General features: G+C 48.5%; 8 protein-coding genes and 2 tRNA genes. All 10 read left to right on the forward strand.

Features of this window, described 5'->3' with window-relative positions; translation table 11 throughout:
• The first annotated feature begins 43 nt into the window (after positions 1-43).
• Entirely contained in the window at positions 44-1,765 is a 1,722-nt protein-coding gene (locus DW743_RS05845; protein WP_117760866.1) for a trypsin-like peptidase domain-containing protein, read from the forward strand.
• Between the two features lie 225 nt (positions 1,766-1,990).
• Positions 1,991-3,427 carry an ATP-dependent Clp protease ATP-binding subunit ClpX gene (clpX, locus tag DW743_RS05850; protein WP_055219393.1) on the forward strand — a complete coding sequence of 479 codons (1,437 nt, stop codon included), beginning with the start codon at positions 1,991-1,993 and terminating at the stop codon, positions 3,425-3,427.
• A gap of 80 nt (positions 3,428-3,507) precedes the next feature.
• The gene (locus DW743_RS05855; RefSeq protein WP_117760868.1) at positions 3,508-3,999 is read left to right on the forward strand and encodes a zinc-ribbon domain-containing protein; all 492 of its coding nucleotides are present in this window, start codon (positions 3,508-3,510) and stop codon (positions 3,997-3,999) included.
• On the forward strand, positions 3,996-4,454 hold the full coding sequence (locus DW743_RS05860) for a signal peptidase II (protein WP_117760870.1): 459 nt from the start codon (positions 3,996-3,998) through the stop codon (positions 4,452-4,454). The genes DW743_RS05855 and DW743_RS05860 overlap by 4 nt, the downstream gene beginning before the upstream one ends.
• A 162-nt stretch (positions 4,455-4,616) precedes the next feature.
• Positions 4,617-4,700: transfer RNA gene (locus tag DW743_RS05865), tRNA-Leu, on the forward strand.
• Positions 4,701-4,959: 259 nt separating this feature from the next.
• Positions 4,960-5,043: transfer RNA gene (locus DW743_RS05870), tRNA-Leu, on the forward strand.
• 241 nt (positions 5,044-5,284) lie between these two features.
• A complete protein-coding gene (locus DW743_RS05875; RefSeq protein WP_117760936.1) occupies positions 5,285-6,358 on the forward strand; it encodes a carbamoyl phosphate synthase small subunit in 1,074 nt (357 codons plus the stop codon).
• Positions 6,358-9,564, forward strand: coding sequence for a carbamoyl-phosphate synthase large subunit (carB, locus tag DW743_RS05880; protein WP_117760872.1), 3,207 nt, complete (start codon positions 6,358-6,360; stop codon positions 9,562-9,564). The genes DW743_RS05875 and carB overlap by 1 nt, the downstream gene beginning before the upstream one ends.
• Positions 9,565-9,767: 203 nt before the next feature.
• On the forward strand, positions 9,768-10,679 hold the full coding sequence (locus DW743_RS05885) for an undecaprenyl-diphosphate phosphatase (RefSeq protein ID WP_117760874.1): 912 nt from the start codon (positions 9,768-9,770) through the stop codon (positions 10,677-10,679).
• Positions 10,680-11,185: 506 nt separating this feature from the next.
• Positions 11,186-13,816: a pyruvate, phosphate dikinase gene (ppdK, locus tag DW743_RS05890; protein WP_022462956.1), complete on the forward strand. Its 2,631-nt coding sequence runs from the start codon at positions 11,186-11,188 to the stop codon at positions 13,814-13,816.
• Positions 13,817-13,915: the final 99 nt, after the last annotated feature.

The following is a 13,915-nucleotide window of genomic DNA, read 5'->3' on the forward strand; positions in this document are numbered from 1 at the left end:
GTGTATTGGTGCCTGAGATAGAAAAGAGAAAGAGGGATCAGCCATGAGTGAAGAATTCAAAAAAGAAGAAATAAATGGTGAGGCAGCAGAGGAAACCAAAGCTGCAGAGCATACAGAAGAAGTAAAAGCAGAAACGACAGCAGAGCAGAGTGCGGCAGAGACGGAAAAACCGCAGGAAACCGCAGAAGCGCCGAAGGCGGAAGAAAAGAAAACGACAACCTACAGCTGGGTGAATCCGAAAATCAGCGGAAAGACCGGCGAGGAGAATAACAGCGCTTCCTACACCGGAAAACCGGAGCCGTCGGAGGCAAAGGCAGAGCAGACATCTTCTGCAAAGACAGAACATTATCAGTACCAGTCACAGACACAGAGTGCTCCGAAGCAGGAAAAACCACAGTTTTCTGCCGTTCCGCAGCCGCAGGATCACAAAAAGAAAGCGAAAAAACCAATGTCAGCCGCAAAAAAATGGGGCATGACACTTGCCATGGCAGCGTGCTTCGGACTCGTGGCAGGCGGTGTTTTCATTGGGACTGCAGCAGTCGGTACGAAAGTGATCGGTACAGCAACAGAGCAGAAGCAGGAAGTTACAATTCCGACGACCACCACAACAACGGCAGCAGACAGCAGTGATACCTCCGATACCGTAAAAGCAACCGGCGAGATGTCCGTGAAAGATGTTGCATCGAGTGCGATGCCGTCTCTGGTAGCAATTTCTACGACAACGGTGGAAGAAGTTGAGACATTCTTCGGAACCACAAGCCAGGAAGTTCCTGCAAGCGGAACCGGAGTTATTGTCGGACAGAACGACGATGAGCTCCTGATTGCGACAAACAACCACGTTGTCAGCGGTGCAACGTCTCTTTCCGTCAGCTTTATCGACGATGAGACGGTAGAAGGCCAGATCAAAGGTACCGATGCGGACAATGACCTTGCTGTTGTTGCAGTAAAACTTTCCGACATCAAGGACGAGACAAAGAGCCAGATCAAAATTGCCGTGATGGGAAATTCCGATGACCTTGAGGTCGGTGATCAGGTTGTGGCAATCGGAAATGCACTGGGAACCGGCCAGTCCCTGACGAGCGGATATATCAGTGCAAAAGACCGTACGATCTCCAGTCAGGATGAGAGTACCGGCGAGACGATTACTTCTGAGGGACTGATCCAGACCGATGCAGCCATCAACCCTGGAAACAGCGGCGGCGCCCTTCTAAACATGAACGGTGAGCTGATCGGCATTAACGAAGCAAAATACAGCTCCACACAGGTCGAGGGCATGGGCTTTGCGATCCCGATTTCGAAAGCGGAGCCGATTCTGCAGAACCTGATGAACCTGACAACAAGATACAAAGTCAGCGATGATGAGGCCGCTTATATCGGAATCAACATGGCGGATGTCAGCGCAGATGTTTCCCAGAACTACGGTATTCCGACCGGTGTCTGCATCATGAGCGTTGTGGACGGCAGCCCGGCAGCCGATGCGGGCTTCAAGAAAGGCGATGTTATCACCACGTTTGATGGAAGAAGCATCTCGAACGCCAAAGGCTTAAAAGAGACACTGACCTATTATGCGGCAGGCGAGACTGTAGATGTCACCGTACAGCGCGCGGACAACGGTGAGTACAAAGAAGTAACACTGACGCTGACCCTTGGCTCTGCAGCAGATATGCCGCAGACGAGCGGAAGCAGCAACGGAACCACAAACGACGGAACCGGAAGCTCCGATCAGAATGACCAGGGTATTCAGAATCCGTTTGGCAACAGATAAAAACTCGAAATAACTATTTCCTAAGAGAAAAAAGACGGACAGCACAGGAATATGAACGCCTGGCTGTCCGCCTTTTTCTGCATTTTTTGATATAATTTTTTGAATTTGTAAAATTCTTAAAAAAGTTGGTAATTTTTAAGAAAGTTTTTACTTGTGACCCTATGGCTTTTGGGCTATAATCAAGCTAGACCAAGCGATCTATTACAGAAAGGAATTTGAAAAATCATGTCAGAAGAGAAAGACAGAGTGGACGGTACCGCGGACGAAACGAAGGCGGAAACAAAAAGCTCTGACCATCATACAGAAGATACCTATGAAAAAGTCTGCTTCATGTGCCGCAGACCGGAGAGCAAAGCCGGAAAGATGATTACCCTTCCGGGAAACATCAATATCTGCCCGGACTGCATGCAGAAGAGCTTTGATACCATGAACCAGAACCCGGGCCAGATCAATGAGATGATGAATAATATGAACAACATGCCGAATATCGGCATGTTCGATCTCTCCGGGCTTTCCAACCAGATCCCGAACCGGCAGCGGGTAAAGAAAAAAGAAGAAAAGAAGAAAACAAAAGAATTTTCCATCAAGGACATTCCGCCGCCGCACCGGATCAAGGCGATGCTTGACGAATACGTCATCGGCCAGGAACGTGCAAAGAAAGTCATGTCGGTTGCCGTTTATAACCATTACAAACGTGTCTTTGCACCGCAGGACGGAAATATCGAGATCGAAAAATCCAACATGCTGATGATCGGACCGACCGGTTCCGGAAAAACGTATCTGGTGCAGACACTGGCACGCCTCTTAGATGTGCCGCTTGCCATCACGGACGCCACATCCCTTACCGAAGCGGGTTATATCGGTGATGATATTGAAAGCGTGGTATCTAAGCTTTTAGCGGCCGCAGACAACGATGTGGAGCGCGCGGAGCACGGTATCATCTTCATCGACGAGATCGACAAGATTGCGAAAAAGAAAAATACAAACCAGAGAGATGTCAGCGGAGAAGCTGTACAGCAGGGAATGCTGAAGCTCCTCGAGGGCAGCGACATCGAAGTTCCGGTGGGAGCCAACAGCAAAAATGCGATGGTTCCGCTCGAGACCGTCAATACCAGAAACATTCTCTTTATCTGCGGCGGTGCCTTCCCGGATCTGACGGACATCATCAAGGAGCGTCTGAACAAGACAGCTTCCATTGGCTTCCAGGCGGATCTGAAGGACAAGTATGATGGGGATAAGAACCTGCTGTCACAGGTGACCTTAGAAGACCTTCGGACTTTCGGTATGGTGCCGGAGTTCCTTGGCCGTCTGCCGATCGTATTTACGCTGGAGAGTCTCAATGAGGATATGCTGGTCGAGATCTTAAAAGAACCGAAAAATGCGATCCTGAAGCAGTATAAGAGACTGCTCGAACTCGACGAGGTGAAACTGGAATTTGATGATGATGCACTTCGCTCTATTGCAAGAAAAGCGCTGGAAAAAGATACCGGTGCGAGAGCACTCCGTTCGATCATCGAGGATTTCATGCTGGATATCATGTATGAGATTCCAAAGGACAGCAGCATCGGAGAGGTTATCATCACAAAAGACTATATTGAAAAGACCGGCGGGCCGACGATTCTCCTGCGCGGTCAGGAAGTTCCAAAGTTAGAGCAGAAATAAGGTAACTGGAAAACACAGCGGAGCAGACGTGAAACTGGCGTTTTCTTGAAATAAGAGATAAGAAAGAGAGGGTTTTAACTATGGCAGAGGATTTTTTTGGAAATTTAAGTAAAACACTGAAAAAAACAGTGGATACTGTGGGAAAGAAAACAGATGAATTCGTAGAAATTCAGAAGATCCGCACCCGTCAGCATGCGCTCGAGGATCAGATTGAGAAGAATTACCAGGATATCGGACTGATCATCTACAACCGCTATCTGAACGGCGAAGCATTCGACGAGAATCTTGCCGGCATCTGCAAAGATATCACCGATCTGGAAAAAGAGATTGCAGACTGCAAGGAAGATGTGGCAAACAAGAGAGGCCGCATCGTATGCCCGGCCTGCGGCGCAAGTGTTCCGAAAGATGCAGCTTTCTGCATGCGCTGCGGTGCTGCTATGCCGGAGAAGGAAGATGAGCCGGAGGATGCCGAGTTTGTACACGTAGAACCGGAAGAAAAAGCAGAAGAAACCGAAGCAGCAGCGCCGGAAGAAGAGCCTGAAAAAGAAGCAGAGGTACCGGAAGAGGAATGATCTGGACCCTGCTGCCGGGAGCGGTTTTCCTTGCAGACGGATGCCTGAAAAAGAAGGCAGAAGAGGAGTTAAAGGAAAATGAGCAGATCCCGGTCTGCAAAGGACATATTGTCCTGCGGAAATGTCATAACCGCGGCGTAGCGGGCGGCGGCTTCGCGGACAGCACGAAGAAGGTGGAATTTCTCACCTTCTTTTTGCTGTCCGGACTGTGGGCGCGTCTCGGAGCGCTGGCGGGCAGACGTAAGTGTAAGGCGAAGAAGCTTGGGCTTGCGCTTACGATTGGCGGCGGCATGTCGAACTGGTATGACCGGCATAAGAGAGGTTACGTGACCGACTATGTCAGCTTCCGGTTTGGACCGGAGAAGTTCCGCAGACTTGTGTTCAATGTTTCTGATTTCTGTATTTTCTTCGGACTTGCGCTGCTAACGGCAATTTCCTGCCGGGAGTCCAGGTGATGCAGAATCTCCCGAAAAGCCCTGCGGATGGCGGGCTTTTCGGGGCAAAAAAGAAAATTTGAAATTTTTTGAAAAAATTTGAAAAAAGCTGTTGACAGATTCGAAATCATCTGGTAATATATGTTTTGTTGAGCGGCACATGAGAGCTGCAAGACAAGAAATGCAGGAGTGGCGGAATTGGCAGACGCGCAGGCTTCAGGTGCCTGTGGTCGCAAGATCGTGTGGGTTCAAGTCCCATCTCCTGCATTATTTTTTACCCTGCCTGGAATGATGCAGAAACTTCCCGGCAGGGTCTTTTTATTTCTGTGCGGAGAAGATGTGCAGACGGGGAAAGAAAAACAGACGAATCTCAGACAGTGTAAAATTGTTTAAAATTATCGCTATTATCCATATTTTTCATAAAATCAAAAAAATTAAAATTTTTTCAAAAAAGTGTTGACTTTTCTTTAGAAAGCTGTTATTATCTATCTTGTCAAGCGGACAACCGCTAAGACAACTAAGAAATGCAGGAGTGGCGGAATTGGCAGACGCGCAGGCTTCAGGTGCCTGTGGTCGCAAGATCGTGTGGGTTCAAGTCCCATCTCCTGCATTATTTTTTTGCTTTGCGTATCAAGAATTGGTCCGGTGGACCAATTCGGATTGCCCTGATGGGAAGTGTGGAAACTTTCCGTCAGGGTATTTTTATTTTTCCAGAAAAGAAATTTCCGTAATTCGACAAAAATAGTTGAAATGTTTCCCTGGTTGTGATAGAATCTGAAAGATTAAAGTATGAGATGCATATTTCATACAAACTCAAAACCGAACGAAAAAGAAAGGAAAACGGTGGAATGATGAAAGCTTTTCTAATCTTAGAAGACGGGCATGTCTTTACCGGAACCAGCATTGGTTCACAAAAAGAAGTGATCAGTGAAATCGTATTTAATACATCCATGACTGGATATCTCGAAGTGCTGACCGACCCATCCTATGCGGGACAGGCAGTATGTATGACGTATCCTCTTATTGGAAACTATGGAATTTGTTATGATGATCAGGAGTCCTTAAGACCCTGGCCGGATGGCTATATTGTAAGAGAATTATCCCGTCTCCCCAGCAACTTCCGTTGCCAGGACACCATTCAGAATTTCCTGAAAAAGTTCGATATTCCCGGAATCGCCGGAATCGATACTCGTGCTCTTACCAAAATTCTTCGTGAAAAAGGTACCATGAACGGTATGATCACGACCAACGAAAATTATCACCTCGATGAAATTATTCCAAAATTAAAAGCGTATAATACCGGAAAAGTTGTAGAAAAGGTAACCTGCTCTGAAAAATCAGTTTTAAAAGGAGAAGGCCTTAAAGTTGCACTTCTGGATCTTGGCGCAAAGAACAACATCGCACGTTCCTTAAATGAGCGCGGATGCGAAGTGACCATTTATCCGGCGCTTACTACAGCAGAAGAGATCCTCGCCGCAAATCCGGACGGAATCATGCTGTCCAACGGCCCTGGAGATCCGAAAGAGTGCGTATCCATTATCAAAGAGATTAAAAAACTGTACGATTCCAATGTACCGATCTTTGCAATCTGTCTTGGACATCAGCTGATGGCACTGGCTACCGGCGCAGATACCCACAAGATGAAATACGGCCACCGCGGCGGAAACCACCCGGTCAAGGACCTTGCAACCGGAAGAGTTTACATTTCTTCCCAGAACCACGGCTATGTCGTAGATACCGATACCCTGGATCCGAATGTGGCAGTTCCGGCCTTTGTGAACGTCAACGACGGCACCAACGAGGGACTCAAATACGTCGGCAAAAACATCTTTACCGTACAGTTCCATCCGGAGGCATGCCCTGGCCCGCAGGATTCCGGATACCTGTTTGATCGATTCCTTGAGATGATGGGAGGTAACAAATAATGCCAAAGAATCCGAATATTAAAAAAGTTCTGGTTATCGGTTCCGGTCCGATCGTCATCGGACAGGCAGCAGAGTTCGACTACGCAGGAACACAGGCGTGCCGTTCCCTGAAAGAAGAGGGAATGGAAGTTGTTCTTCTGAACTCCAACCCGGCAACCATCATGACCGATAAAGACATCGCAGACCGCGTTTACATCGAGCCGCTGACCGTAGAAGTGGTAGAGCAGCTCATCCAGAAGGAAAAACCGGACAGCGTTCTTCCGACTCTGGGAGGCCAGGCAGGACTGAACCTTGCGATGGAACTCGAAGAAAAAGGCTTCTTAAAAGAAAACAACGTACGCCTGATCGGTACCACAGCACAGACCATCAAAAAAGCAGAGGACCGTCAGGAATTCAAAGATACTATGGAAAAAATCGGCGAGCCGGTAGCGGCATCCCTGGTTGTCCATGATGTACAGGCTGGTATCGATTTCACCAACAAGATCGGTTATCCGGTTGTACTGCGTCCGGCTTACACCCTCGGCGGAAGCGGCGGCGGTATCGCTTACAACGAAGAAGAGCTGATCGAGATCCTCTCGAACGGACTCCGTCTTTCCCGTGTCGGCGAAGTACTCGTTGAAAGATGTATCGCCGGATGGAAAGAGATCGAGTACGAGGTAATGCGGGACAGCGCAGGAAACTGCATCACCGTCTGCAACATGGAGAACATCGACCCGGTCGGCGTTCACACCGGAGACAGTATTGTCGTAGCACCGTCCCAGACCCTGGGAGATAAAGAGTATCAGATGCTGCGTACTTCCGCACTCAACATCATCACCGAGCTCGGCATCACCGGCGGATGCAACGTACAGTATGCGTTGAATCCGGACAGCTTCGAGTACTGTGTTATCGAGGTAAATCCGCGTGTCAGCCGTTCTTCCGCACTGGCTTCCAAAGCGACCGGTTATCCGATTGCAAAGGTTGCTGCAAAGATCGCACTTGGCTACACTCTGGATGAGATCCCGAACGCCATTACCGGAAAAACCTACGCAAGCTTCGAGCCGATGCTGGATTACTGTGTTGTAAAAATCCCGCGTCTGCCGTTCGATAAGTTTATCAGTGCAAAACGTACCCTGACCACACAGATGAAGGCGACCGGTGAGGTCATGAGTATCTGCAATAATTTTGAAGGTGCGCTGATGAAAGCAATCCGTTCCCTGGAGCAGCACGTAGATTCCCTGATGTCCTATGATTTCAGTCATCTTTCCAAAGATGAGCTGATCGAAGAGCTTCACATCGTAGACGATATGAGAATCTGGAGAATCGCAGAGGCGATCCGTCAGGGCATCTCCTACGACGAGATCCACGAGATCACCAAAATCGATGTATGGTTCATCGATAAGCTGGCTATCCTCGTTGAGATGGAGCAGGCATTACGGGCCAAAGAGCTGGATGAGGATCTGCTGCGCGAAGCAAAACGCCTTGAGTTCCCGGATTACCTGGTGGCAAAACTGGCAGGAAAGACCGAAGAAGAAGTAAAAGCGTTAAGAAAACAGTATGATATCACCGCAGCTTACAAGATGGTAGATACCTGTGCCGCTGAGTTCGCAGCAACCACACCGTATTACTATTCCGTATACGGCGGCGAAAACGAAGCTGTCGAGACAAACGACAGAAAGAAAGTCCTCGTCCTTGGTTCCGGCCCGATCCGTATCGGACAGGGTATCGAGTTTGACTTCTGCTCCGTACATTGTACCTGGGCATTCAAGAAAGAGGGCTATGAGACCATCATCATCAACAACAACCCGGAGACCGTCAGCACCGACTTCGATATCGCAGATAAACTGTATTTCGAGCCGCTGACACCGGAAGATGTAGAAAATATCGTCAACATCGAGCATCCGGACGGAGCCGTTGTACAGTTCGGCGGCCAGACCGCGATCAAGCTGACCGAAGCACTCCTGAAAATGGGTGTGCCGATCCTTGGAACATCTGCAGAGAACGTAGATGCCGCAGAGGACCGTGAGCTGTTCGATGAGATCCTGGAGCAGTGTGAAATCCCGCGTCCGAAGGGACACACCGTATTCACCGCAGAAGAGGCGAAAAAAGCAGCCAACGAGCTCGGCTATCCGGTACTCGTCCGCCCGTCCTACGTCCTTGGAGGACAGGGTATGCAGATCGCCATCAGCGATGAGGACGTCGATGAATTTATCGGCATCATCAACCGGATCGCACAGGAGCATCCGATCCTGGTTGATAAATATCTGCAGGGCAAGGAGATCGAGGTTGATGCAGTCTGCGACGGCACCGATATTCTGATTCCTGGTATCATGGAGCACATCGAGCGCGCCGGCGTTCACTCCGGAGACAGTATCTCCGTTTATCCGGCACAGAGCATCAGCCAGCATGCAAAAGACACTATCGTAGAGTATACGAAACGTCTGGCAAGATCCCTGCATGTCATCGGTATGATCAACATCCAGTTCATCGTATGCGGTGAGGATGTTTACGTCATCGAGGTCAACCCGCGTTCTTCTCGTACCGTGCCATACATCAGCAAGGTAACCGGAATCCCGATCGTGCCGCTGGCAACGAAAGTCATCCTCGGCCACACGATCCGCGAGCTTGGCTACGAGCCGGGACTGCAGAGAGAGGCAGATTACATTGCCATCAAGATGCCGGTATTCTCCTTCGAGAAGATCCGCGGCGCAGATATCGCCCTTGGACCGGAGATGAAATCCACCGGTGAGTGCCTTGGTATTGCAAAGACCTTCAACGAGGCTCTTTACAAAGCATTCCTCGGCGCCGGAATCAACCTGCCGAAATATAAAAACATGATCATCACCGTAAAGGATGAGGATAAAGAGGATATCGTTCCGATCGCACAGAGATTCCAGGCTCTCGGCTACAAGATCTATGCGACGAGAAATACCGCGAAAGCCCTGAACGAGAACGGCGTCAATGCGATCCGCACCAACAAGATCGAGCAGCCGTCCCCGAACCTGATGGACCTGATCCTCGGCCACAAGATCGATCTCGTCATCGATACTCCGTCCCAGGGTGTTGAGCACTCCAAAGACGGATTCGTCATCCGCCGGAACGCGATCGAGACAGGTGTCAACGTACTGACCTCTCTGGATACCGCAACCGCACTCGTAACCAGTCTGGAAAATACAGATGTGAAGAAGCTGACCCTGATCGATATCGCAACGATCGACAAGAGATAAGCATGATAGAAGCATAAAGCAAAGAAAAGCTCTCTGCTGCAGAAACAAAGCGGCAGAGAGCTTTTTTGGCCGAATGTGGGTTTGAATGGATTTTACAAAAAAAGAAAACGTGACGCGCTTGTGTTTTTAGCATAAGTATGATAGATTTTTAATAGAATGCCAGAAAAGGGCATCCAATTCAAAAAGAGAAAGGTACATATCGTATGAACATCATTGAGTGGTTAAAGGTTATCCTGCTGGGTATCGTAGAGGGCATTACCGAGTGGCTTCCAATCAGCAGCACCGGCCACATGATTCTGGTAGATGAGTTTATTAAGCTGAATGTGACAGCTGATTTCAAGAATGTTTTTGAAGTTGTCATCCAGCTCGGTGCAATCCTTGCGGTTGTCGTCATCTATTTCTGGGATCTCTGGCCGTTTCATGGCAAAAGCAAAGCGAAAAGCAAGAGCTATTTTGCCAATCCAAGCGACAACAAGGTCTTTGCAGGTATTCAGAACTTTGTAGACAATTACTGTTATCTGGACAAAATTATCATGTGGTTCAAGATCGTCGTATCGTGTCTGCCGGCAGCCGTGATCGGACTGGCATTCAACGACTGGATCGAGGCCCATCTGATGAATTACGTGATCGTAGCACTGATGCTGATCATCTATGGTGTCCTCTTCATCATCATTGAGAATTACAACAAGACGAGAACACTGTCTGCAACAAAAATCAAAGAGATTACCTGGAAAAATGCGCTGTATATCGGGGTTTTCCAGCTCCTTTCCATCGTACCGGGAACTTCCCGTTCGGGAGCAACCATCATCGGCGGTATCCTGCTGGGATGCTCGAGAGAGCTGGCATCGGAGTACACGTTTTTCCTTGCCGTTCCGGTTATGTTCGGCGCGAGCCTTTTAAAACTGGTAAAACACGGCTTTGCCTTTACCGGTGTTGAGGTGGCGATCATGATCGTCGGCATGCTGGTGGCATTTGCGGTATCGATTTTTGCCATCAAATTCCTGATGCAGTACATCAAGAAGCACGATTTCAAAGCCTTCGGCTGGTACCGTATCGTACTCGGTGTGATTGTGCTGCTGTATTTCGTAATCAAAACCGTAATTTTGAAAGCATAAAATTGAACAATTCCGAAAATTTACCGGGAAAAATAGAAGAAGTATCGTAAAATGAAAAAAATTGTGCGATACTTCTTTTTTTACGCGAAAATTACAAAAAACCCTGTAAAAAGTAACCAAAAGCTGATATAATAAAACATAACAGGGGCACAGACGATACAGTTCACCCGCGCCATTCGCAAAACTGCGCTTTCAGCGCTTTCCGCTGCTGCGCAGCTCCTTTTGCTCATTTCTCGGCGCTCCCTTCGTGTGTTCTTGCAAACAAATTTTCATGCAAGCATGAAATTTGCCCGCCAGAACACACGAGTGAACTGTAAATTAAAAAAAATACCGAAAATTTGCCATATTTTTATTGACTAAAGATATTCTTATGGTAAAATAAATGTGTGCGCCCGAGAATATCTTTCTTTTCGGTGCAATCAGTATAGGGTGAACGTATCATCCAGGGCAATCTGGAAATACTTTACTATAACCTATCAAAATTACAAGTAGGAGGAAAAGTAACAATGGCAAAATGGGTTTACATGTTCACTGAAGGTAATGCAGACATGCGTAACCTTCTCGGTGGAAAAGGCGCAAACCTGGCTGAGATGACAAACCTGGGACTTCCTGTACCACAGGGATTCACGGTAACAACCGAGGCTTGTACACAGTACTATGAGGATGGCAGACAGATCAACGACGAGATCATGGGTCAGATCATGGAAGCAATCGATAAAATGGAAGGAATCACAGGAAAGAAATTCGGAGACGCTAAGAATCCGCTGCTCGTTTCTGTACGTTCCGGAGCAAGAGCTTCCATGCCAGGTATGATGGATACCATCCTGAACCTTGGTCTGAACGAAGAGGTTGTTGAAACTCTGTCACAGGCTTCCGGCAACCCACGTTGGGCTTGGGACTGCTACAGAAGATTCATTCAGATGTTCTCTGACGTAGTTATGGAAGTTGGTAAAAAATACTTCGAAGAGCTGATCGACAAGATGAAAGAGGAGAAAGGCGTAAAACAGGACGTAGATCTTGACGCAGATGACCTCAAAAAACTGGCTGAGCAGTTCAAAGCTGAGTACAAAGCTAAAATCGGTGAGGATTTCCCGACCGATCCTAAGGTACAGCTGATGGAGGCTGTAAAAGCCGTATTCCGTTCCTGGGACAACCCGAGAGCAAACGTTTATCGTCGTGACAACGACATCCCGTATTCCTGGGGTACCGCTGTTAACGTACAGATGATGGCATTCGGAAACATGGGAGATGACTGTGGTACAGGTGTTGCCTTCACCCGTGATCCTGCTACAGGAGAGAACGGACTGTTCGGTGAGTTCCTTACCAACGCACAGGGCGAGGACGTAGTTGCCGGTGTTCGTACACCTATGCACATTTCTGAGATGGAAGAGAAATTCCCGGAAGCTTTCAAACAGTTCAAAGAAGTTTGCAAAACTCTGGAAACACACTACAGAGATATGCAGGACATGGAGTTCACTGTAGAGCACGGTAAACTGTACATGCTGCAGACACGTAATGGTAAGAGAACAGCAAAAGCTGCTCTGAAAATCGCTTGCGACCTTGTAGATGAGGGAATGAGAACAGAGGAAGAGGCAGTTGCAATGATCGATCCTCGTAATCTTGACTCTCTGCTTCATCCGCAGTTCGATGCAAAAGCACTGAAAGAGGCTACTCCAATGGCAAAAGCACTGGGAGCATCTCCGGGAGCTGCTTGCGGTAAAATCGTCTTCACAGCAGATGATGCTGTTGAGTGGGCTGAAAGAGGAGAAAAAGTTGTTCTGGTTCGTCTTGAGACATCCCCAGAAGATATCACAGGTATGAAATCTGCACAGGGTATCCTGACTGTTCGTGGTGGTATGACCTCTCACGCAGCTGTAGTTGCCCGTGGTATGGGAACCTGCTGCGTATCCGGCTGCGGTGATATCGTAATGGACGAGGCAAACAAGAAATTTACACTGGCTGGAAAAGAGTACCACGAGGGAGACTGCATCTCTCTGGATGGTTCTACAGGATGCATCTATGACGGACTGATCCCGACCGTAGACGCTACCATCGCTGGTGAGTTCGGAAGAATCATGGGCTGGGCAGACAAATACAGAACCATGAAAGTTCGTACAAACGCTGATACTCCGGCTGACGCTAAAAAAGCTCGTGAGCTTGGAGCAGAAGGTATTGGTCTTTGCCGTACAGAGCATATGTTCTTCGAAGGCAACAGAATCGATGCATTCCGTGAGATGATCTGCGCTGAGACCGTAGAAGAGAGAGAAGCAGCACTTGCTAAGATCCTTCCGGAGCAGCAGGGAGACTTCGAGAAGCTGTATGAAGCTCTGGAAGGCAACCCGGTTACCATCCGTTTCCTGGATCCGCCGCTTCATGAGTTCGTTCCGACTGAGGAAGAGGACATCAAGAAACTGGCTGACGCTCAGGGCAAAACTGTTGAGCAGATTAAAGCAATCATCGCTAGTCTGCACGAGTTCAACCCGATGATGGGTCATCGTGGATGCCGTCTTGCTGTAACTTATCCGGAAATCGCTAAGATGCAGACAAGCGCAGTTATCCGCGCAGCTATCAACGTGAAGAAAGCTCATCCGGATTGGAATGTAAAACCGGAAATCATGATCCCGCTTGTTGGCGATATCAAAGAGCTGAAATACGTTAAGAAATTCGTAGTAGAGACCGCTGACGCTGAAATCGCAGCAGCAGGCAGCGACCTTGAATACGAAGTTGGTACCATGATCGAGATCCCGAGAGCAGCTCTGACTGCAGATGAGATCGCAAAAGAGGCAGACTTCTTCTGCTTCGGAACCAACGACCTTACTCAGATGACTTACGGATTCTCCCGTGACGATGCTGGTAAATTCCTGAACGCTTACTATGACGCTAAGATCTTCGAGAACGATCCATTCGCAAAACTCGATCAGGACGGCGTTGGCAAGCTGATGAAGATGGCTATCGATCTTGGAAGACCGGTTAACTCTTCTCTGCACGTAGGTATCTGCGGTGAGCACGGTGGAGATCCGAGCTCCGTAGAGTTCTGCAACAAACTGGGTCTGGACTATGTTTCCTGCTCACCGTTCCGTGTGCCGATCGCCCGTCTGGCAGCAGCTCAGGCAGCTATCGCTCAGAAGAACGCTTAATTTAAGCAGAATCTGTCCGAATCAGGATTTTCATGCAGTAGCATGATTTGTGTTCAAACGTAAGGAGACCCCGGCGGTCTGTAGAAATACAGGCGCCGG

The organism is Blautia sp. AM28-27 (assembly GCF_003480905.1).
GTDB lineage: Bacteria > Bacillota > Clostridia > Lachnospirales > Lachnospiraceae > Fusicatenibacter > Fusicatenibacter saccharivorans.

Coding starts and splice junctions, on each gene's coding strand:
- DW743_RS05845 (WP_117760866.1), top strand. CDS start 44: ATGAGTGAAGAATTCAAAAAAGAAGAAATAAATGGTGAGGCAGCAGAG.
- clpX (WP_055219393.1), top strand. CDS start 1,991: ATGTCAGAAGAGAAAGACAGAGTGGACGGTACCGCGGACGAAACGAAG.
- DW743_RS05855 (WP_117760868.1), top strand. CDS start 3,508: ATGGCAGAGGATTTTTTTGGAAATTTAAGTAAAACACTGAAAAAAACA.
- DW743_RS05860 (WP_117760870.1), top strand. CDS start 3,996: ATGATCTGGACCCTGCTGCCGGGAGCGGTTTTCCTTGCAGACGGATGC.
- DW743_RS05875 (WP_117760936.1), top strand. CDS start 5,285: ATGAAAGCTTTTCTAATCTTAGAAGACGGGCATGTCTTTACCGGAACC.
- carB (WP_117760872.1), top strand. CDS start 6,358: ATGCCAAAGAATCCGAATATTAAAAAAGTTCTGGTTATCGGTTCCGGT.
- DW743_RS05885 (WP_117760874.1), top strand. CDS start 9,768: ATGAACATCATTGAGTGGTTAAAGGTTATCCTGCTGGGTATCGTAGAG.
- ppdK (WP_022462956.1), top strand. CDS start 11,186: ATGGCAAAATGGGTTTACATGTTCACTGAAGGTAATGCAGACATGCGT.